Source organism: Paenibacillus sp. FSL R7-0216 (genome assembly GCF_037969915.1).
GTDB classification, from domain to species: domain Bacteria; phylum Bacillota; class Bacilli; order Paenibacillales; family Paenibacillaceae; genus Fontibacillus; species Fontibacillus rhizolycopersici.
This window is the reverse complement of the sequence record NZ_CP150222.1, coordinates 896,259-917,290: the sequence shown is the minus strand read 5'-3', so window position 1 is coordinate 917,290 and position 21,032 is coordinate 896,259. Positions and strand designations below refer to the sequence as shown.

Below are 21,032 nucleotides of genomic sequence, written 5' to 3'. Positions count from 1 at the left end.
GAGAAAGGATACGTCCAGCTCGCGACCAGCTCTTGCTAGAGTGCCGAAACCCGTCGTTCGGTTGCGGTCGAAACCGCCTCGACGATCGGATGGTTCAATGCTTCCAGCAGCGGACGCAACGGAATCCATAACGCCTGCGCTTTGCGGTCAAACCTCACTTCCCATTCGACGACCGATCCATCCTTGCGTTCGGCGGTCAGCACCCCGCGACGCGTATCGGCGATGACGGAGGCCTCCCCCCATTCGATAAAGGCACTTTGCGTCGCCTCGCTCCAATAGACTTCGGCGCCGAGGCGCTCCATCACCGTGCGAACAGGTGCCAGATACTGGCCGTCTAGCATTTCATATTCCCCGGCATCCAGGCGCATTTGCACACTGCCCGCTTCCACCGTCAACGGCAGCTCCGGTTCAAACAAAGCCGCATTGGGAGCCACATTGGACGCTACCCATTCGGCTGAAGGTGCAGGGCGGTTTTTCTTGCCAATCCCCCGATCCAGCGTGAATTGAACGGGCTTCTGCTCCGCGGACAATGTTGAAAACTCATAACCTAGTTTTTTATAGTAATGGATAATTTCCGGCAATGCCTTGACGGTTTCTTCATGTCCCCCTCCATCATGCATCAATACGATCACCTGGTCCTGGGGCTTATCATTCTTTACGTTGCTTACGATTTCGTCCGCCGGAACGCCTTTGCGTTTAGAATCACCGCTGTCCACATTCCAGTCGAAAACCTTATACCCGCCTTGTTCCAACAAGCTAAAGTACGTTTTGTCAAAATGCCCGTACGTCCCGCCCGGCGCACGTACCAGCGGCGTACGGGTTCCCGTGATCTCCCGCAGCACCTCCTCCGTTGCCTTGACCTGCTTCCAGAAATGGCCAAAGCTGTCGTACAGCGCATCATAGTCGTGATTATACGTGTGATTTCCCAACGCGTGACCGGCGTCGACGATACGCCGGATCACCTCAGGGTAGCGTTTGGCCTGCTGACCAAGCACGAAGAAGGTGCCGGTGACCTTCTCCTGCCGCAAAATCTCAAGCACCTGATCCGTATGCGGGCTTGGCCCATCATCAAAGGTTAGGTACACGGTCTTGCCTTGCGTTTTCTTCTTTGCTTCCTGAGACGTCTCGATTTTCTTCTTCGGTTTAGCCGACGCCAAAGCCGCCGGTATCGCGGCCGTGCCAACGGCTGAATGATTTACAGTTTGCACCTTCTGGGGTGTAGCGAGATTCACTTTATGGGTCGCGGATCCCACCGCGGCTTGTTCCTTCATGGCATGGGCTTTCACCTCGGGCAAGCCTTGCGGCTGAAAGCCCAGCGGGGCGCCAATCGCAGCGATCAGCACCAGTGTAAGCAGCATCATACGAACCAGCATAAGTCCGGAAATTCTTCTTTGTTTCATCGACCTTCTACCTCCGCAGCTAGGATCAAATTCTTTTCTATGAATCCATGGCCTATCTGGTAGATTGTATGAAGGTAGAAACGCAAATAGACTTCCGGATTCGCTGCCAAAGGCATAAAAAAATCACCCCTTGTCGCTTAGACAAAAGGGGTGACCTGGCGCATAACCCTAGCCCCCGACTTACATCTTATTCGTCTCCCGAAGCGCCTCTAATACTTGCTCGGCGTGCCCTTTCACTCTGACACCGCGCCATTCGCGGAGAAGCTTGCCCTCCTCGTCGATGAGGAACGTGGAACGAACGATGCCCTCGAATTCGCGACCGTACATTTTTTTTAGCTGCCACACGCCAAATAACCCACACACTTCATGGGACTCGTCCGATAGAAGCGGAAAATTTAGCCCCTGCTTCTGGACGAACCTTCCGTGGGATTTTACCGTATCCCCGCTGATTCCAAGCACCACGGCTCCATACTCCCCGTACGCCTGGGCGAGGTCGCGAAAATCGCAAGCCTCCTGGGTGCAAGCCGGGGTTGAATCTTTGGGATAAAAATAAAGAACGACCTTGCGGCCGCGAAATTGCGATAGCGAAATTTCCTCCCCGCTGTCTGCGGGTAACCGAAAGTCCGGAACGGGCTTGCCGATTTGCACTTCCTGCGGTTGTTCCGACATGTGAACTCCTCCTCGGGCCTCTCCAACCCTGAAATTGATTGTATTTACAAAAAAAATTATAATGTAAAGATATGTAGTATATCTATAATAGAAACCGAATTTATCGTACGATCTGAAAGGAACGAACCCAATGACGAAACGCACAAAACGGGCGATTCTCTGGTCGGTGATCGGAGTGGTCGTCGTCCTGGCCGCCTTTGCGGCTTACTATTTTACCGCCATCTACAACCAAGTGGACAATTTTCAAAAAGAAGGAGAGCAGTCTCCTTTCTATAACGTGCAGCCAACCGAGACGAAAGTGCCGGAACCGCCGAAATGGGAAGGCACAGAACGCGTGAACATCCTGTTGATGGGCGTGGATGCGCGCGGTTTGAAGAGGGGGGAAATCCCCCGCTCCGATACGATGCTGGTCGCATCCCTAGACCCGGTGAGCAAGAAGGGTTACCTCTTCTCGATTCTGCGCGACACGTATACGGAAATTCCGGAGCACGGCTCGGATCGGATCAATACGGCGATCACCCATGGTCCGAATACGGCCATGCAGGCGGTCTCCGACCTGCTGGGCATCCCGATTCAATATTATGTGTATACCGACTTCCAAGGATTCATCGAGCTGGTGGATGCGGTCGGCGGGGTGGATTTTTACGTGGAAAAAGATATGCACTACACCAGCAAAGCGGATAACCATGAATACGACATCGATTTGAAAAAAGGACAGCAGCACCTCGACGGCAAAACCGCGCTGCAATACGTCCGCTTCCGGCACGACGCCCTCTCCGATTACACCCGGACCGAGCGGCAGCGCAATTTCCTGAAGGCCGTAGCGGATAAGCTGAAATCGACGACCTCGATCATGAAATTACCTTCGATTTTAGAGAAAATCAATCCTTACATCGACACGAATCTGTCGGTTCAAGATATGTGGAAGCTGGCCACCGTCGGGTATGACGCGCAGATGTCCGCCAGCGAGCAAATTCCGCCGATGGACCTGCTGGTCGAGAAAAGCGTTGGCGGTTCGTCCGTGCTGGGCGTCCGAAGCGAAGATGAATTGAAGCAATACGTGCAGGACGTATTTAATAAGAGCGAAGAAACGGGCACCGGCGACGGGGCCGAAAGCGGCAGCGAGCCCGGCGGAACGGGGAGCAACGACAGCAGCGGCGATGCCGGTGATGGTGGAAGCGGCTCTAGCCGGACGGGAGCGAACGCCGGGAGCGACGCGAATCTGGAGGCGGCCAGCCCTTGAGGCTGGCGCCTCTAAAGGCGCGCTAATCGCACCACCAATTGCAACGAGATGTAAAAGTGCAGTTCATTTTGGTGAAAACCGCTCTTATGGGCTCGCCGGATGTAAAAGTGCAGTTCATTTCCTCTTAAAAGTCACTTTTGGGGACCTATCCCGCTAATTGAGATGCACTATTGCAGCTGATCGCACGAAAACGCCGGTTTTCAGGTAAATCAAATGTACTTTTGCAGTTGGATCACCGGTGCATCTGTCAAACTAGTTCTCTCCAGTTCTTCAACCAGAAAGGAAGTATAGAAATATGAACCGATCGCAATCCGAACGATTGTACGAAGAAGCATTGCAGCATATCGTAGGTGGCGTCAACAGCCCCTCCCGCTCTTTCAAGGCGGTTGGCGGCGGGGCGCCTGTTTTTATGAAAAAAGCCGAGGGCGCGTATTTCTGGGACGTAGACGATAATAAATACGTCGATTATTTGGCGGCTTACGGGCCGATCATTACCGGACATGCCCATCCGCATATCACGAAGGCCATCCAAGAGGCGGCGGCGAACGGTACGTTATACGGCACGCCAACGGAACTGGAGATCCGCTTGGCCGTCATGCTGAAGGAAGCGATCCCTTCGATGGACAAGGTGCGCTTCGTCAACTCCGGCACGGAAGCGGTCATGACCACGATCCGCGTTGCGCGCGCGTATACGAAACGCAACAAGATCATCAAATTTGCCGGGTGCTACCACGGCCATTCCGATCTCGTGCTCGTGGCCGCCGGCTCCGGCCCGTCCACGTTGGGCATCCCCGACAGCGCCGGCATACCGACCAGCATCGCACACGAGGTGATTACCGTGCCGTTTAACGATGCTACGGCGCTGAAAGAGGCGCTCGACAAGTGGGGCGACGACGTCGCCGCGGTCATGGTCGAGCCCATCGTTGGGAACTTCGGCATGGTGATGCCGAAGCCCGGGTTCTTGGAAGAGCTCTGCCGGCTCGCACGGCAGTACGGCGCCCTCGTCATCTACGACGAGGTCATTACGGCCTTCCGCTTCCACTACGGCTCGGCGCAAACCTACGCCGGCCTCTCAAATCACGAAGCGATCCGGCCGGACCTGACCGCCCTCGGCAAAATCATCGGCGGCGGGCTGCCGATTGGCGCGTACGGCGGCAGCAAAGAGATCATGGAGCAGGTGGCGCCGCTGGGCCCGGCCTATCAGGCCGGGACGATGGCGGGCAACCCTGCTTCCATCTCTGCCGGCATCGCCTGCCTCGAGGTGCTGCAGGGCGCCGGGGTCTACGACGAGATGGACCGTCTCGCCGTGAAGCTGACCGACGGCCTGGCCGAGTCGGCCCGCCGCCACGGAGTGCCGCTGACGATCAACCGCATCCGCGGCTCGTTCTCGACGCACTTCTGCGACCACCCGGTCACGAATTACGACGAGGCGCAAGACACGGACGGCGAAGCGTTCGCCGCCTTCTTCCGCGCCATGCTCCGTCACGGCGTCAACCTCGCTCCGTCGAAATACGAAGCCTGGTTCCTGACGACGGCGCACACGGATGCCGACATCGACTTCACGTTGGAAGCCGCCGAGGCTTCGTTCAAGGAAATTGCCGAGAATAATTGACAAGCTTCCCCAATGCTTTAATCACAAAAAAACCTTCAAATTGTATTATTTTTGAAGGTTTTTTTATTTCTGGATTCGAAACTTTATTGAAAATTACCGAATTTGCGGCTCTTTGATTTTAGAAGTTTTGTTTATCTATTTTTTGAAATAGTCATTCAGGTGATATTTATTTAGATAGGTATACATTAACTCTTGCGATATTTGAAGGCCTTCCATTTTATTCTTTGCTGGGCCGGCTATCAGTACTCTATCGTTTAAACCAATAACTTCGAAAGTAGCTAATTTAAAATCTTTAGAAAAAAACACCCGTCCAAACTGTGTATTCCATTTCTCTTTTTCCGATAGATCAGCGTAATCCATGAAAAATGACATGAGAGCCTTGCCACTATTTTGAAAAATCATATTTAACTCCCGGTTATTTTTTGAGTCAAGTTGTCCATCAAGCTTAACACTAATTACCCCTTTAAAACGTTTATTACCTAACAATGAATATTGAAGTTTACCATTTATATTAATAGTTACAGGAATAACCTCATCCCCCTGTAACTGATATTGTATACCTTCTATCGTGTTTGAAATTTCTTTATTAATTGGATATAAGGAAATGAAAGCCACAGTTGATACCAAAATTAGTGTAATAACAATCAAAAAAAGTGTACTTCTCTTCCTCATAATACACCCCTACTTTCATAGCTTAAAATGAACATAAAGCTCCAAGTGGAGCTTTATGTTCATTTTTTTACTTATTATTGGGTTATTTGACTTGGCATAGAGGGCGTAAATACACTAGCAGTCGCTGTGTGTTCTTTGTTTTGTGTGTCCTTAACTTTCCAAACAGTAGCTTGCGCGTAAGATGTTGATCTGCTTAGACTCAAAAAATTATCAACTGCCTTTGAACTACTTGCATAATCTGTAGCATATGCAGAATAGCTCAAGGATCTACCCGATGAAACAAGAGGCGTAGCCGTTGGTTTCCCTTCATCAGCAATACCAGCAACAGTATGAGAGGAAGAAATAGTGAACGTATTTGAAGCATACGTCATAGTTAAATAATCGTCACTTTTTCCAGAATCTTTTACGTATGAAAAACAAGCAGTTGAAAGTAATCTGTAAGAAATGAAATCAGAATTCATTGAAATAGTGGAACTTCCGTCTGGTATTTTTACAAATAATTCATATGGTAAAATATTTGTGATTGGATTCAATGCTGCAATAACTCCAATTAATTTATTCGCATAAACATTAATTAGTGCCTGACCAACATTGACCTGTGTTTTTGTACCATTAATCAAATACAATGTGTTGTTAGAACTATAAAGATTAGTGTTATACCCAACAGCCTGAGCATACAGTTCTTGGATATCATACGTCTTTCCACTCCGGGTATGTGTATATCTAAGTTCATACCATCTGACATTACTATTAGTAGGAGGAACTGAAACGTTAGGTGTAACTAAATTTTCAGATAACTTTTCTTGCACTTCAATTGGAGTAAGCTCTCTGACACCTAAGGAAGAAAGTTTATCCCTCAGGGTGCCTTCAGCGTTCAAACTAAGCTTCGTAGAATTCTGAGTATTTAGCTTTTCTAAGCTTAACTTTGTTAACTCCTCCATTGTCTTGATAATTTCCATTTTAGTCTGTGGGCTAATAGAATCGTGACCCTGACTAACATCTTGCTCACTCGCTGCAAATCCTTGCCCAGAAATGAACAAAGTAATTACTATAGTCAAGGCGCATAATAATGTTCTTTTAAACATAGCATCTCAACCTCTCTATTTATTCTTGTAAATTTGGCCAAACTTATTTTGTTGTCGACTACCTAAATTTACCATGATAGGTCCGTTGTGTAAATATTTATATTTTTTCTTATTTATACCATTTTGATCTCGCGTAGATCTTACAAGAAACTACCAAAGGATGTCGTGACCATGCTGCAAACGTTGAACCGACAACTGAACAAATTGATGCCTTTGATCACGCCTGCCAGCATCTTGATCGGCGTCCTTAGCGGGAGCCATTTGGCCGCATATACCTCTTGGTCTCCGTGGCTGTTTGCCTTCATGACCTTTGCCGGGAGCATCAGCCTCAGCTTCAAGGATTTCCTGAACGTGCTGAAAAAACCTCTTCCCCTGGTGCTCTGCCTGTTCATTCTCCATCTCGCCATGCCGCTGATCGCCATGGGGATGGGGCATGTGGCTTTTCCCGGGGATTTCTATACGATTACCGGTTTCATTCTTGCAGCAGCAATTCCAACTGGCGTCAGCAGTTTTGTATGGGTCAGCATCTACAAGGGCAACATCGCCTTGACCCTGTCGATCATCCTGATTGATACGTTGCTAGCCCCGTTTGTCGTGCCCGGCATCCTGTCGCTGCTGGTCGGCGCGAGCGTGCAGCTCGACGCCGCTGCGATGATGACCAGCCTATTCTGGATGATCGTCGTCCCGTCGCTGGTTGGCATGCTGCTGAACCAGTGGAGCAAAGGCAAGGTCATCGTTTCCTGGGGGCCTTGGCTGAATCCGTTCTCGAAGCTCGCCATGGCTTCGGTCGTGGCGATCAACGGTGCGGTCGTCGCTCCGTACCTAACCGACTTCGGCCCACGGCTGCTGGGTCTTGCCGCCATCATCGTCCTACTCGCGGCGATCGGTTACTTGCTTGGCTTCGGCTTGTCCCGTTTGATTGGCCTAAACGAGCCCGACAAGGTGGCACTCGTCTTTAACGGCGGCATGCGCAACATCAGCGCCGGCGCTGTGCTAGCCGTCACCTACTTCCCCGCCCCGGTGGCCGTCCCGGTCGTACTGGGCATGGTGTTCCAGCAGATGATGGCCTCGCTCGTGGGCCTGGTGCTGGGCCGGCAAGCCCGTGCGCGCCAGCAGAAGGACAAAACGGCGGCGGCGGCGTGATCCATCGAAACTCGGAAGCATCCGTTCACTCGTCTCAGCAGCCACACTCACGGCCTTCCCTGCTTTCTCCGCCCTTTTCCTCCTTTTCCGCCTCTCTGCCACTCCGCCATCTCCACTCTCTCCGGCTTCCCCTCTCCCCCTCTAACGGAAACAGTTGACCTTATTCGATCATTTCCCGGCCATTTCCCAGCCTAACGGAACCAGTTGACGCTATTGGGCCTAAACTAGAGTTGAACCACGCCCAAATGGGGAAATAACGTCTCTCCGTTCCGTTAGATTCCAGAAAGGACCGATTACTCCCAAATAAGGTCTCTGAGTTCCGTTAGCGGTACTCTCACAAGTCACCGGCCCCCGTCACACTAGCACCAAACCGGCCCAACACATTGGCACCATACTAGCACACAGTTCCCCACACTGCCGTAGCTACCCGACCTTCACCACTCGCCACCTGACGCATCCAACGCAAAAAGAGCCTCCCCCGTCCAAATCGGACCGCAGGGGAGGCTCTTTAGCAATTTACGCTTATTGCGGTTGAATTTTATCGAAGAAATTCTCCTGTACGTATTTTGCTGCGACATCCAGCTGTTTCTTGGAATCGGTGCCCTTCTTCGAGAACGATTCCTGCACGACGTTCGACATCGTCGCGTAGTAGTCCTGCGTGCCGAACTGCGCTTCCGGCTTACCTTCCAGCAGGCTGAACAACTGTGGATCGTATTTGTACACGTTGTCGTACTTGTCGTAAATGGCTTTCACTTTGCCGGCGTAGTCGGAATCTTCGCTGAAATATTCCAGCGGCGTCGGCACGTAGTATTTGCCTTCAGCCTTACGGGCATTGATCGTGTCTTCGACCGATTTCAAAGCGTCATCGGTGAAGTAGTCAAACGTGATATAGCGGAACGCCATTTCCTGTTCGTCCTTCGTGGCATTTGGATTGATGACGAGGTAATTGCCGCCCAGAACGCCATAATGTTTGCCGCCCTTCTCTGCAGCAGGCATCGGGTAAGCAATGACGTCCTCCGGCTTCATGCCGCCTTCGTTCAGCGCCGCTTGAATGACGTCAAACGCCCCGGCGATCACCATCGCGGTCCGGCCTTGTTGGAAGGAGCTGACGGCATCGCCCCAGCCCAGCGCCCAGTCTTGCGGGATCGCGTTGGCTTCCCATCTCAGCTTCTTGTAGAAATCCAGCGCCTTCACCCCGGCCTCGGAGTTAAAGACGGCGGTCACTTTGCCGTTCTCATTCGTTTCGATGTCGCCGCCGGCTTCAAACAGGAAGTTGGTCCAGTTCCAGCCCGCTTCATTGCCTTTGCCCATCGGAGCGATCCCCGAAATGCCCTTCTTCGGATCGGCGACGCCTTTGGCTACGTTGTACATGTCATCCCAAGTCCAGTCGAACGCTGGAGCAGCGATCCCTTTATCGTCCAGCAGCTTCTTGTTGACTACGGTCGAAGTGACGTAACCGTTTTGGGTGATCCCGTACACCTTGCCGTCAACGATAAATTGGTTTTGCAGCACCGGGTTAATTTCGTCCTTGTACTCCCAGTTGTTCCACAGCTCCGTGATGTCGGCAACCCAGCCGCGTTCGACCAGGAACTGGGCTTCCGTTGCCCAAGTATTGTAGAAGGTTGGCGCTTCGTTGGACGCCATCTTCACGCCGATTTCGTTGACGCTATACTGCCAGTCGTCCTTCACGATCGTCACGTTCGGGTACTTGGCCTGAAAGCGAGCGATTTTATCGTCCTCCTGCTGGCGGAGCGTCGTTTCGTCCGGCAGCGGATAGTGGATTTTGATCGTAACTTTGCGCTGCGTGATGTCATCGGCTTCTCCCGCAGCCGGTTCGGCATTGCCTCCCCCGTTGTTGCCCGTGGCCGCCACATTCCCGCCGCCATTCCCGCCGTTATTTTGGGCTTCCTTGTTGTTTCCTCCACCGCAGGCCGCTAGCAACGAGCCGAACAGCATCAGGCACATCAACACCGCTGAAAACTTGCGCATTGAAACTCCCCTTTTCTAAAAGTTAGGTTATCTTGCATGTTCATCATAAAAGAGAACGATTTCGCAATCGATGTGTGATCTTATGACTTTCATGTGCAGGCCTACGATCGTTACAATGAAGGTTCAAAAAGTCAGGTTTTCAGGACCGAGAAGGTTGGATGAAGCTAGGGCCTGAGTAGCGGAGCGTAGGCAGACCTACGTGAGCAACAGAAGGCCCGGCTGAATTCAAGATTCGACGTCGAATCTGCCTCATGATCTGCCTCGTCATGGAAAGATTACTTTTTGAACTACCTATCCTTTGACCGCGGACAAGTTGACGCTGCGCATGATAAACTTCTGGAACCCGAGGAACACGAAGATCGGCGGAATCATGACCATGAACAAAATGCTGAACTTGAGGCTGCTGTCCATATTCCGCGCGTTAATCACATACTTGTAAATCGCCGTCGCCAGCGTGTACTTGTCTTCCGTATGCATGACCAGGGATGGCCAGAACCAGTCATTCCAGGCCGTGGAGAAAATAAAGATCGCCAGCGTCGCAAAGATCGGCACCGACAGCGGCACCGCGATCCGCAAGTAACTGGTCCACTCCGAAGCCCCGTCAATCCGGGCTGCCTCGAAGATTTCTGGATGGATGCCGTCGAAGAAGTTTTTCATCAGCAGGAAATAATACGCATTTGCCCCGGCAGGCAACCAGAAGGCCCAGTAAGAGTTCAACAGCCCCAACTCCTTCAGGTTCACGAAGTTCGGGATCATGTAGCTCGAGGCCGGAATAAACAACGTGAGCAGAATGAAGAAGTATATCGCCCGGCTGTACGGCACGCGGATCCGCGAAATGCTGAACGAGGCGAGGCCAAGTACCAGGATGGTCATCAGCAGGTTACCGCCGAAGATCAGCAGGGTATTTTTCAAAAACATCGGCAGATCGATATAACCCCAAGCTTTCGGAAAATTGTCCCAATGCCACTCCTGCGGCAAAAACCGCGGCGGGAACGAGTTGACCTCCTGATTGCTTTTGAGCCCGTTGAACATCGTCATCGCGATTGGATATAACATCGTAAAAGCCATGACCGCGATGCACAACACCATAAATCCGTAAACGATTTTATTAAGCGGCTTCTGCAAATCGGAGGGCGACAGGATGCCTCTTTCTTTCATAATCAGTACTCCTCCTTGTTCAGCTTGTATTGCAGCACGCCAAGCACGCTTAGCACGAGGAACATCAGGACGCCCAGCGCAGTCCCTGCCCCATAGTCGAGCTGGGTAAAGGCATATTTGACCGTCAAGAGCGCGTAGGTCAACGTTGCTTTGTTTGGACCGCCGTCCAGCAAAGCCAGCTGCGATTGGTAAGCCTGAGAAGTGCCGATCAGCTGTAGAATCAACATCAGCACGATCAAGTTCCGCATCGAGGGCAGCGTAATATATTTAATCCGGGCCCAGACGCCGGCTCCATCGATTTCCGCCGCTTCATACCAGTCCCGCGGAATGCTCAGCACCCCGGCCAAATAAATCAGCATCGCCGAACCGAACTGCTGCCACGTCTCCATAAAGACGATCGAGACCATCGACCACCTGCCGTCGGAGACGAAGGATACCGGATCGGCCCCAAACCATCCAAGCAATGCGTTGATCGGCCCAACCGGGTCGTACATCCAGCGCCACATCCCGTATAGGACGACGCCCGGCACGACAAACGGGAGGTACGCCGCAATGCGCGCGAAGCCCTGGAACCAGCGAAGTTCGGAAATCGCGATCGATGCGGCGATCGGTACCCAAAAGCCGATCACCAAGCAAAGGAGCATATAATACAAAGTGTTGCGAACCGACAGAAGTACGTCGGGGTTGTTGAACACCTTCACGTAATTGTCCATTCCGACAAACGTGTTGCCTTTGACGAAATCGATATTATAAAAGCTGTAAACCATCCCTTTGATGATCGGGACCCATAAGAACACAATAAATATGGCAATCGCCGGAATCAGGAATAGATAACCCCACATGTACTTCTTCCAGTTTGATCCCCGCCGCGGCGACCGCATAACGTCCGCCCTAACCGTGTCCTGCTGCATGTTCCCCGGTGAAATCACGGGTTCCCCCATCTTTCTCCCTCTTTTCTACGTAGTGTCTCTATCCATTGTAAAAAGGGAGTCCCCCGGCGAACATGTCTAAAACTATGTGAACTATGGTCGTTCTTACTTCATCGTTATTTCTTCAGCTCCGTGGGGCTGACGCCGAAATACTTCTTGAATATCTTGCTAAAATGCTCGGGCGACTCGTAGCCCACGCGTTCGGCAATCTCGTATCGACGGAGGTCCGTGTTCAGAATCAGCGCTTTGCTCTCCTCCATCCGCAGCTTGATGACATATTCCCAAAGGTTATAGCCGGTATTTTTCTTGAACAGGTAACTCAAATAATTGGGGCTGACATGGTTGCTGCGGGCCACCTCATGAATAGTTAACCCCTTCTGCCGGTAGTTCTCCTCGATATACTTCTTGGCACTCTCCACGATCCGGTTGCTCTGTGTCGTCAACTCCTCGGTGGAAGGGTCCTGGGTATAGTTATGCCAGTTGAAGTCGCCGTAATAAAACACATGGTAATCCCCGTGTCCCCCACCCCACAACATCGCTTTGTCCGCCTGCCGGCTCAGTGCATCCAAGAACCCCGCGCCCTTGAGAATTTGACTGATCCCAACCGTGCATAGCAAGCCAAGATACTTGTGAATATGATGGTGCAGGCTGCGGCCCAGCATTTCGAGCTGGTTGATTTTGTTGAGGTTCGGCTCGGCATACTCCGCTTCGTTCCACTGCAGGATGAGGGCCATCTCCAGGCTCCGAGTGTAAAAAGACGCCGCCCGCCACTCCTGATGCAGCAGCTCGTTGACAATATTCAGCGCCGCGTAGCGGAATAGGCGGGTATCCTCGTCCTGGTCAGCCGACGGCTCCTTCTCAGCGGGGATGACCAGCTTGATCTTGATCACGGAAAAATACGGCCCGGTAAGCCCCAACCGCTCGGCTTCGGCGGTCTGCTGCTCTTGATCTCCTTCGGAGGGTTCGCGCAAAAGGCGGCTCAGCCGATCGCCAGATTCCGGGAGCGGCTCCACCATGCGGAAGTGTTCTGCTCCCCCGGACAACCACTCCTCGGTCTGCGGCATCGGCTTATCCATCTTCAGTAGCGCGTTGCGCACGGAATCGAGGAACTGCTCGCTGTTCAGCGGCTTGATCAAATAATCCTTGGCCCCTAGCCGGATTGCCATTTGCGCGTATTGAAACGTTTCGTGCGCCGAGATAATGATCGTCTGTACCCATGGCTTGATCAGCTTCGCCTGCTGCATCAGCTCGATCCCGTTCATTTCCCCCATCTGGATGTCGGTGACCAGCAAATCGATATCCTCCATCCTCACGTAATCCAGCGCTTCATGCCCGTTATATGCAGTGTAGATCTGGCCGATATCAAGACCCGAGGCGGTCAATAGCCCGGATAATCCTTTACAAATCAACGGTTCGTCGTCGACGACCAAAATGTTATACATGTGCTTGTTCCCCCTGTTCGTCATTCGTTTCGGTCGGCCGCGAGGGGCAAGGTAATCGTAACTGCGGTGCCGCCTTCAGCTCTCCCCGCGTACTTCAAGCCGTACTCCGCCCCAAAGTGCAGCCGGAGCCGTTGATGGATGTTGCGGATCCCATAACCGAAGGATGGGCTTGGCGTCTCGTCATTAAGCAGCCTGTCGATCGCCTCGAAATCAACCGGTTTATATCCATTGTCGGTTATTGTTATGCGAACTAGGCCCTGCGCATCGTCCGCTTCGGCGCGGATGGCGATTTCGCCGTCTTCCCCCATATGCTTAACACCATGAATGATGGCATTCTCAATGAGCGGCTGGAGCGTGATTTTGGGAATGACAGTGGCATTCAACTCGGCCGGCACGTCCCAGGTCACGCGGAATCCGTACTCGTACCGATGCTCCTGCAGCTTGATATAAGCGGAGGCGTGCTCCAGCTCCTCCTCCAGCGTGATCAGCTCCCGGCCGCGGCTGAGGCTGATCTTCATCAGCTTAGACAGCTCCTTGATCATTTCTGCGGAGGCGTTGTTTCCCTCCATGGCGCTTTTCCAATAGATGCTTTCCAACGTGTTGTACAGCAGATGCGGGTTGATTTGTTGGTACAGGATTTGCAGTTGGGCTTCCTTCTGCTTGATGTCCATCTGGTATTTATAATGAATCAGCCCGTTGAGCCGGCGCGCCATCTCGTAAATCGTGGAGATCAACACGCTGACCTCGTCATTGCGATCGCGGTGCGGCGTCTCCGGCACTACGTTGCCCGGCTCGTAGCGGCGGACGAAATAAACCAGCTTCTGGATCGGGGTCATGAGCGACCGCCAGAAATACAAAATCAGCACCAGACCCACCGCAAAATAAGCGATAGAGATGAGCTGGATGATTCGTTTGATTTCGTTTTGTTGCTGTAACAGCGCCTTGACAGGCACTTTATAAACAAGCTTCTGCTGTAGGACGTAATTATAATTAATGACATAAATAAAATCATCGGTGATGACGTCCTTCACTCCAATCAGGGAATCCCCCAGATCGGCCTCCGGCGGCAGATTCAGGATTGCCCCGGACGGCGTCTCCGCTGGCGTCGAAGTCAGGATGCGGTTGCCCCAATCGGTAAAATACAGCTCCCCTTCCGGGATCGAGACCGTTTGCAACGATTCGCCGATGCGGCCGTCGACGTTGGAGACGACGAGCACGCCGATCGTGCCGTTTTTGTAAATGCTGTTGATCGCCCGGACATACGCAAGCGTTTTTTGGTTTTGCTGCCCTTGCGTAGGCGGGGACAAATGATCGATCAGGCGTAGGTAACCGTTTCCTTTTTTTGCGACGGCTTCCTCAAACCACTCCGGCTTCTCCTGTTCGAGAAAGAAATAGACGCCCGCCTTCCGCGCCTCCGGATAATAGGGGGCAAAAAAATACGCGTTGGACGGATCATACACGTAAAGGGAATAATACAGCGGCTCGCGCTGGTCGGTTTCCTGGGAATAATTGAACAGCAACGTCTCCAGCTTTTCGTAATTTTTGACCCGCTCCAGGACGGTTTCCGTCCCTTCGCCACTGGGATTCAGCTGCTGAAGCAACGGATGCTGGAACACGGTAGACGTTACTTTGTTGATCGCTTCAATGTCCCGGGTGATCAGCCGAAAGTTCTGTTTGTTGAGCTCGATATAAGCATTGGTGACGTTCCGCTTCAAGATCTGATCGGCTTTGTAGTTGCCGTAGGCATTCAGGATAAATAAGGGAATCACCATCACGACGAACAGAAGAATCATTTGCTGTTTGACGTTCATGTTGGCGAACGGGTTTCTAGTTCGGTTGCCTGGTTTCAACGAAATGCACCTCCGGCAATTCAAATATAGCAATAATCAAAATCGGCAAGGATGCGCGATCCTACGAAGATCGTGGCGATTTCTCCGATTCTAACTCGCGTAGGTCTGGGCCTCTGTGCCTTACCTCTTAGTGTAGGGGATTTTGGGAATCTTGCCAGCAAAAAATAAAAGGTCCCCCGGTCAACGTCCGGGGGACCTTATTCCATTTGGCGCAAGTCGTCATCTTACCGATTGCACCAGCTCATGCAGCCCGCTGACAACAAGGTCAGCCGCTGCCAAAATGTGCGGACTGCCGATGCCCACGACGCGGCAACCGGCGGCTATGCCCGCCTGTACCCCCGCCTCCGCGTCCTCAAACACGACGCAGTCGGACGGCGGCAACGCCAACGCCGCGCTGGCGGCGAGGAACACCTCGGGGTCCGGCTTCGCCTTGGACACCTTGGTGCCGTCGATCACCGCGTCGAACAGCTCCGCGATGCCAAGCCGGGCCAAGATGAACGCGGCGTTCTTGCTCGCCGATCCGAGGGCAATCTTCACGCCGCGCTCACGCAGCTGCAGCAAGTATTCCTTCGCCCCCGGCAAAATTTCCGAAGGCTCCAGCTTGGAAATCGAATCGACGTATTCATCATTTTTGTCCGCGGCCATTTGCTCGCGCTCTTCCTCCGTCGCTTCCACACCGCCCACCTCAAGTAAGATGCGAAGCGACTCCATGCGGCTAACGCCTTTCAGCCGCTCATTGTCGGCTTCGGTAAATTCGAAACCGAGACGGCGTGCGAGCGCCCGCCAGGCGAGATAGTGGTATTTGGCCGTATCGACGATCACGCCGTCAAGATCGAAGATCGCGCCTTTCATCGTTTCCAGCATGTTTGAATTCTCCTTCGATGAATGTATTCGATTTTTCGAATACAATTCGCTACTAACGACAATATTGGCGAATTCTATTCGATATTTCATACAGATTCTCGGCTTCCATCACCCTATGAACCAATTAAGCATGAAATTTCATATACATTAAGCCAAAGTCGCCGGAATCAGCAAATTCTATTCGATTTTTCGTATATATCTATCCAAACTTTCAGTCAACTTCATATGGGACGCAAACGTCCTGCCCCGGTGCCACCGCCAGCTCCCTATCCCCCACGATAAACCGCATAGCGGTCGGATTATCGCTATGAGCCGCAATACTCACCTCTTCCCGGCTGATGCGAATCCGGTAGGAACCGCCGCGAAGGCGGACCGGGAATTCCATCGCTTGCCAAGCGGAAGGCAAAGCGGGCCGAAGCGCTGCTTTAAGGCCATCGTATCGCAAGCCGGCAAATCCCAGTATTGCCGCCATCCAAGCCCCGCCATTCGCCGCAGGATGCGTACCGCCGATATAGAGGTCTCCGACATATTGTTTCGATTCCCCGGTGAGGTCGATCGTTGCCGTTCGCATAAAGTAAGGGTAACCCCAATCCGGAGATCCCGTATCTGCCGCCACCATGGCATAGATACAGGCGCTGAGGCTAGACCCATGCTCGGTGCGCGGCTCGTAGTAAGCCCAGTTCATCTGTTTGACAGACCGGTCGTAATCGCCTTTAAACAGGTGCAGCATCAGCACCACGTCCGCTTGCTTCAAAATTTGCGTCGTTGTAGCAGGGCCGCTTCCTCCACCGAGATATTCGTGCGGATGAAGCATCCGAGCCTTCAAATCCGGCAACGAGACGTCCTCAAGCACGTAATAACGATCGAACTGCTCAATCAAGCCGGACTCGGCGTCCGGCTGCGGAACGTACAGCCGGTCATGCATGTCGCGGATCTGTTCCGGGCTAACGGAGCTCCCCGCCGCAAGCGCCTCGTACCGACGTGGGTTGTGCGTTCGTAGAATCTCCATGACATCCAAAGCGATGCGCAGGCATTCCTTGACCATCCGGTTGGCAAACGCGTTGTTGTTCACTCGCTCGTGATATTCGTCAGGTCCGGTAACGTCTAGAATTTCGTACCGCTGCTTCCGCGGATTGAAGTACCCGTACGAGTAAAAGAACTTGGCGCACTCCCAAGCCACCTCGGCCCCGCCGTCCAGAAGCAGACTTACATCACCGGTAAACGCGTAATACTGCCAGATCCCGTAAGCCACATCCGCGCTGATATGCACTTGCTTGTCGCGAAAATAAGTACGCATCGGGCGCCCCGTGAACACGTCGTTGACGTTAAACAGCGTACAGGCATCGTCCCCTGTCTCCTGGCTTTCCCAGGCATAGAATGCCCCATCATAGCCATATTCCGCGGCTTTGCGTTTCGCGCCGTCCAATGTATGCACCCGGTACATCATCAAATTGCGGGCTACCTCCGGCTCCGTATGCAGGAAAAAAGGCAGCATAAACATCTCCGTATCCCAGAACACCGCACCTTTGTACACCTGCCCGGACAATCCGCGGGCCGGGATGGACACGCGCTCCGAACGATCCGGTGCGATGATGTGCAGTTGGTACATGCTGTAGCGCAACGCCAGCTGAGCCTCGTCATCGCCTTCGACTTTCATGTCGGAGGCTTCCCACTTACGCTCCCAGCGCTCGGCGTGCTTTAGCAGCAGCCGGTCGTAACCGAGTTGCCGTGCTTCCGAGACGGACTGCACCGCTGACGCCCGAACATCTTCTGCAGGAGCCCCGTCCTGCCCCGTGAATATGGCGACGTATTTAACAAGCTCGACCGATTCGCCGGCCCGGGAATTGATGTGGATTCTGCGACGGATTGAGGTTTCCTCGCGCAGAAGCTCCCCTCTCCCCTCACCAACGATGTCCGCCGCTTCCGCCACCGTTACCGGCACGCCAAGCTCCTGCGTCCACGCGGTCAGCGACACGACTTCTCCGGTCGCATCCGACTCGCTCTCCATCCGTTCCAGATGCGGGCCGTTGATATCCCAGACGTCACCGTCAATCCCGGTGACGATCGTCAGCGCGCCGTCCCGGCTGCTCTCCACCGCGATACGGCATACGATCAGCTCCGAATGCACCGCGCTGCAAAACCGCTCCGACGTGATCGTTACTTCCGTGCCGTCCGCCATGAGGAACACCGATCGCCGTTGGTGTAAGGCGCGGCGCAGGTCCAGCGACTGCTCGTGAGCCACCAATTCCGGACCGCCGCCGTTTCCATCCGCCTCTACGCGGGGTCCGGCTTTCAGCACGCTCAGCGGCTTCCCTTCCCAATCGACTGTCGTCGCTAGCCCGTTCGGGGCATTCACCGGCTCACGCCATTTATCCCCAACCTTGTCGTACAGACCGGCGACGATGGTGGCGGTCAGCTCGCTTTTGCCGAACTCCTCCAACGTTCCCCGATAACCCAAGTCCCCATTACCGATCATGAACTTGTTGCCGTGATGTGCGATTCGTTCCGGGTCGAACCCGCTTTCTCTAACGATCCAGCTCATTGAACGACCGCCTTTCGCAGCGGCACCCGAATGCCTGCTTCACCGACGTTAACCAGGTTCCCATACACCGAGATTTCCACCTCGCGGCCGGACATCCCGCGGATGGAGGCCTGGTTCTGATCCACTTCCACCAGCAGCTTCGCACCTTGGTAGGTGATCATGAACCGATAGCTCTTCCAACGTTCCGGGATACTCGGGTTTAATGCGAGCCGATCTCCATCCGAACGCATCCCGCCGAACCCGTACACGATGTTCATCCAGGCTGCAGCGATCGACGTTGTATGCAAGCCTTCCCGCGTATTCCGGTTATAGTTGTCGAGATCCAGACGGGTCGCAAACTCGAAGAACTTATATGCCTCCTCCGAACGCCCGATTTCCGCCGCCAGAATGGAGTGGATCGACGGCGACAACGAGGATTCGTGAATACAGCGCGATTCATAGTAATCGTAGTTCGCGCGTTTCTCCTCCAGCGAATATTCACTGTTGTACAGGAACATGAACATCAACACATCCGGCTGCTTAATCATGTCATACCGGTATAGCCGGTCATACGACCAATGCGAATAGAGCGGGAATTCCGTCACGGGAATCGCATGAATGTCCAAATGCGGCAAGTCGAAAAAACCGTCATGCTCTTCGAAAATCCCCGTCCGCTCATCCTTAGGGATTTTCATGTGCTGCGCCTTGTTCCGCCAATCCTCCTGCTCTTCCCCCGTCAAGCCGAGTCGCGCTGCCAGCTCGTCATATGCGGCAAACGCTTCGTCCCGCATCGTTCCCAGCACCTCAAGTGTGTACTCGAACAGCTTTTTGGCCATCAGGTTGAGGTAACAGTTGTTGTTAACCATCAGTTGAAATTCGTCGGGCCCCATGACACCGAAATAACCGTATTTCCCTGACTGCTGCCCCCATTGCCCCCGAGTCGCGTAGAAACGGCTGATCTGGACTAGCATTTCCGCGCCTTTTTCAAACAGGAACGCTCTGTCGCCCGTAATGTTCACATAATGACGCAACCCGTAGGCTACTGCCGTACCGACATGCAGCTGGAGATTGGAGTGTTGCCACAGGTCGCAGCTTTCCGTCCCGTCGATCGTAGCAATGGGATAAAATGCCCCTTCGCAATCCAATTCCTTGGCTCGCTTTAATGCTTCAGGTAGCGATTGGTAACGGAACTCGAGCAGACTGCGCGCCGCTTTCGGATTGTTGAAAATATAAAACGGCAAGCAATACGATTCCGTGTCCCAGAAAGCCAGCCCCCGGTAAGCCTCACCAGTCAACCCCTTCGCCCCGATATTGAAACCGGGATTATCCCCGTGGTAAGTCTGGTACAGCTGAAAAATACAAAAGCGGATTCCCTGCTGATTCTCTGGATCGCCTTCGATAGCGATGTCCGATTCGGCCCACACTTGGGACCAGTAAGCACGCTGTTCGGCCGCTACCGCATCGTATCCCGACTGCGCATGCCGAGTCGCGAGTTCGATCCCTCTTTGCCAGAGGTCGTCGCTACGGGTCGCAGGGTCTTTCTCCGCCACGTTGATGACCAGTTTGTCCAGCACGCTGCGCTTTCCCTGTTGCAGGCTCAGGATCAGTTCACGACCGATGTAGTTTTCCTCCTGTACCAGTTGGTTGCTCACGGCGTCCGATGTATCTACGCGAAAACCGGAAAACAATCGGTTCCCCGTGTTCACCGTCTCCCCCAGGATCCCTGAGATCCCGGCTCCACTGGATACGGATGCTTCTCCCTGCTTCAGCTGTTTCCAATAATAGCGTTGCTGATCCTCATGGATCACCGCGAGGTTCAATCCGGTACGCACCTGGACCATACCGGAGAAGTTCAGCGGCGTTAAGGTGATCCGCTGTGCCCCGAGATGCGACACTTTCATGCTGACTAAGCGTTCGAACGTAAGCAACACGTCCTTCCCGCCGGCCGTATGCCACACCAACTCCCGGGTGTAAATTCCAGTTCGGAAGTCCAGTTCCCGACGAAATCCGCTGAACTTGCTCTCGGCCAAATCCAGCGTCTCGCCGTCAAGCGTGATCCGCGTATGCAGCCAATCAACCGCGTTTACCATGAACCGCAGCGATTTAATGATGCCTTTATAATGAGCCGTGACCGGACTCTCTTCGTAGAGCCCATTGAAATAACTGCCCAGAAGCGTATCCCCGCTATACCCCTCTTCAGCGTAACCCCTGACCCCCATATATTCATTCCCCAGCGAAAAAATCGACTCGCTGACCCGGTTGCGTCCCGGATCAAAGCCTTCCTCCACGACCTTCCAGGGGTCGACCTGCAAATATTTATCCGCGATTTTCGGCATGCTCCGCCCTCTCCTTTTATGTTTACTCACGCGATAAGTCCGCTCATCATTCAGCTTAGCGAAACGTCCGCCGCCTCCAAATGTCCAGGACTAAGGAGCTTATGTGCGATATTACGGAG

General features: G+C 53.2%; 15 protein-coding genes. 3 read left to right on the top strand and 12 right to left on the bottom strand.

Features of this window, described 5'->3' with window-relative positions:
* Window positions 1-35 precede the first annotated feature (35 nt).
* Both MKZ15_RS03880 and bcp read right to left on the bottom strand, forming a co-directional pair.
* A complete protein-coding gene (locus MKZ15_RS03880) occupies window positions 36-1,400 on the bottom strand; it encodes a polysaccharide deacetylase family protein (RefSeq protein WP_339819970.1) in 1,365 nt (454 codons plus the stop codon).
* Between the two features lie 180 nt (window positions 1,401-1,580).
* Window positions 1,581-2,069 (bottom strand): thioredoxin-dependent thiol peroxidase, encoded by a 489-nt coding sequence (gene bcp / locus MKZ15_RS03875; protein WP_213623552.1) that lies wholly within the window; start codon window positions 2,067-2,069, stop codon window positions 1,581-1,583.
* A gap of 130 nt (window positions 2,070-2,199) precedes the next feature.
* Here bcp and MKZ15_RS03870 point away from each other — a divergent pair, with 130 nt between their 5' ends.
* Both MKZ15_RS03870 and MKZ15_RS03865 read left to right on the top strand, forming a co-directional pair.
* On the top strand, window positions 2,200-3,312 hold the full coding sequence (locus tag MKZ15_RS03870) for an LCP family protein (protein ID WP_339819968.1): 1,113 nt from the start codon (window positions 2,200-2,202) through the stop codon (window positions 3,310-3,312).
* Window positions 3,313-3,607: 295 nt separating this feature from the next.
* Window positions 3,608-4,924: a glutamate-1-semialdehyde 2,1-aminomutase gene (locus tag MKZ15_RS03865; protein WP_339819966.1), complete on the top strand. Its 1,317-nt coding sequence runs from the start codon at window positions 3,608-3,610 to the stop codon at window positions 4,922-4,924.
* Window positions 4,925-5,059: 135 nt separating this feature from the next.
* Here the strand turns inward: MKZ15_RS03865 and MKZ15_RS03860 are convergent, their stop codons facing one another.
* Together MKZ15_RS03860 and MKZ15_RS03855 are read right to left on the bottom strand one after the other, a co-directional pair.
* Window positions 5,060-5,596 (bottom strand): hypothetical protein, encoded by a 537-nt coding sequence (locus tag MKZ15_RS03860; protein WP_339819963.1) that lies wholly within the window; start codon window positions 5,594-5,596, stop codon window positions 5,060-5,062.
* A 74-nt stretch (window positions 5,597-5,670) separates the two neighbouring features.
* Window positions 5,671-6,681 (bottom strand): hypothetical protein, encoded by a 1,011-nt coding sequence (locus MKZ15_RS03855; RefSeq protein WP_339819960.1) that lies wholly within the window; start codon window positions 6,679-6,681, stop codon window positions 5,671-5,673.
* Window positions 6,682-6,852: 171 nt separating this feature from the next.
* On the opposite strand from MKZ15_RS03855, the gene MKZ15_RS03850 reads away from it, so the two are divergent.
* Window positions 6,853-7,824: a bile acid:sodium symporter family protein gene (locus MKZ15_RS03850; protein ID WP_339819958.1), complete on the top strand. Its 972-nt coding sequence runs from the start codon at window positions 6,853-6,855 to the stop codon at window positions 7,822-7,824.
* A 522-nt stretch (window positions 7,825-8,346) separates the two neighbouring features.
* On the opposite strand, the gene MKZ15_RS03845 is transcribed toward MKZ15_RS03850, so the two are convergent.
* The 8 genes from MKZ15_RS03845 to MKZ15_RS03810 form a co-directional block, all read right to left on the bottom strand.
* Window positions 8,347-9,813, bottom strand: a complete 1,467-nt coding sequence (locus tag MKZ15_RS03845) for an extracellular solute-binding protein (protein ID WP_155607208.1) — start codon at window positions 9,811-9,813, stop codon at window positions 8,347-8,349.
* Between the two features lie 291 nt (window positions 9,814-10,104).
* Window positions 10,105-10,971 (bottom strand): carbohydrate ABC transporter permease, encoded by an 867-nt coding sequence (locus tag MKZ15_RS03840; RefSeq protein ID WP_155607209.1) that lies wholly within the window; start codon window positions 10,969-10,971, stop codon window positions 10,105-10,107.
* A 2-nt stretch (window positions 10,972-10,973) separates the two neighbouring features.
* On the bottom strand, window positions 10,974-11,882 hold the full coding sequence (locus tag MKZ15_RS03835) for a sugar ABC transporter permease (protein WP_239484100.1): 909 nt from the start codon (window positions 11,880-11,882) through the stop codon (window positions 10,974-10,976).
* A gap of 134 nt (window positions 11,883-12,016) precedes the next feature.
* The gene (locus MKZ15_RS03830) at window positions 12,017-13,342 is read right to left on the bottom strand and encodes a response regulator (RefSeq protein WP_193418787.1); all 1,326 of its coding nucleotides are present in this window, start codon (window positions 13,340-13,342) and stop codon (window positions 12,017-12,019) included.
* A 20-nt stretch (window positions 13,343-13,362) separates the two neighbouring features.
* Window positions 13,363-15,153 carry a histidine kinase gene (locus MKZ15_RS03825; RefSeq protein WP_193418824.1) on the bottom strand — a complete coding sequence of 597 codons (1,791 nt, stop codon included), beginning with the start codon at window positions 15,151-15,153 and terminating at the stop codon, window positions 13,363-13,365.
* A gap of 258 nt (window positions 15,154-15,411) precedes the next feature.
* Window positions 15,412-16,056, bottom strand: a complete 645-nt coding sequence (pgmB, locus tag MKZ15_RS03820; RefSeq protein ID WP_339819953.1) for a beta-phosphoglucomutase — start codon at window positions 16,054-16,056, stop codon at window positions 15,412-15,414.
* A 211-nt stretch (window positions 16,057-16,267) separates the two neighbouring features.
* Window positions 16,268-18,598, bottom strand: a complete 2,331-nt coding sequence (locus tag MKZ15_RS03815) for a glycosyl hydrolase family 65 protein (RefSeq protein WP_339819951.1) — start codon at window positions 18,596-18,598, stop codon at window positions 16,268-16,270.
* Window positions 18,595-20,913 carry a glycosyl hydrolase family 65 protein gene (locus MKZ15_RS03810; protein ID WP_339819948.1) on the bottom strand — a complete coding sequence of 773 codons (2,319 nt, stop codon included), beginning with the start codon at window positions 20,911-20,913 and terminating at the stop codon, window positions 18,595-18,597. The genes MKZ15_RS03815 and MKZ15_RS03810 overlap by 4 nt, the downstream gene beginning before the upstream one ends.
* Window positions 20,914-21,032 lie beyond the last annotated feature (119 nt).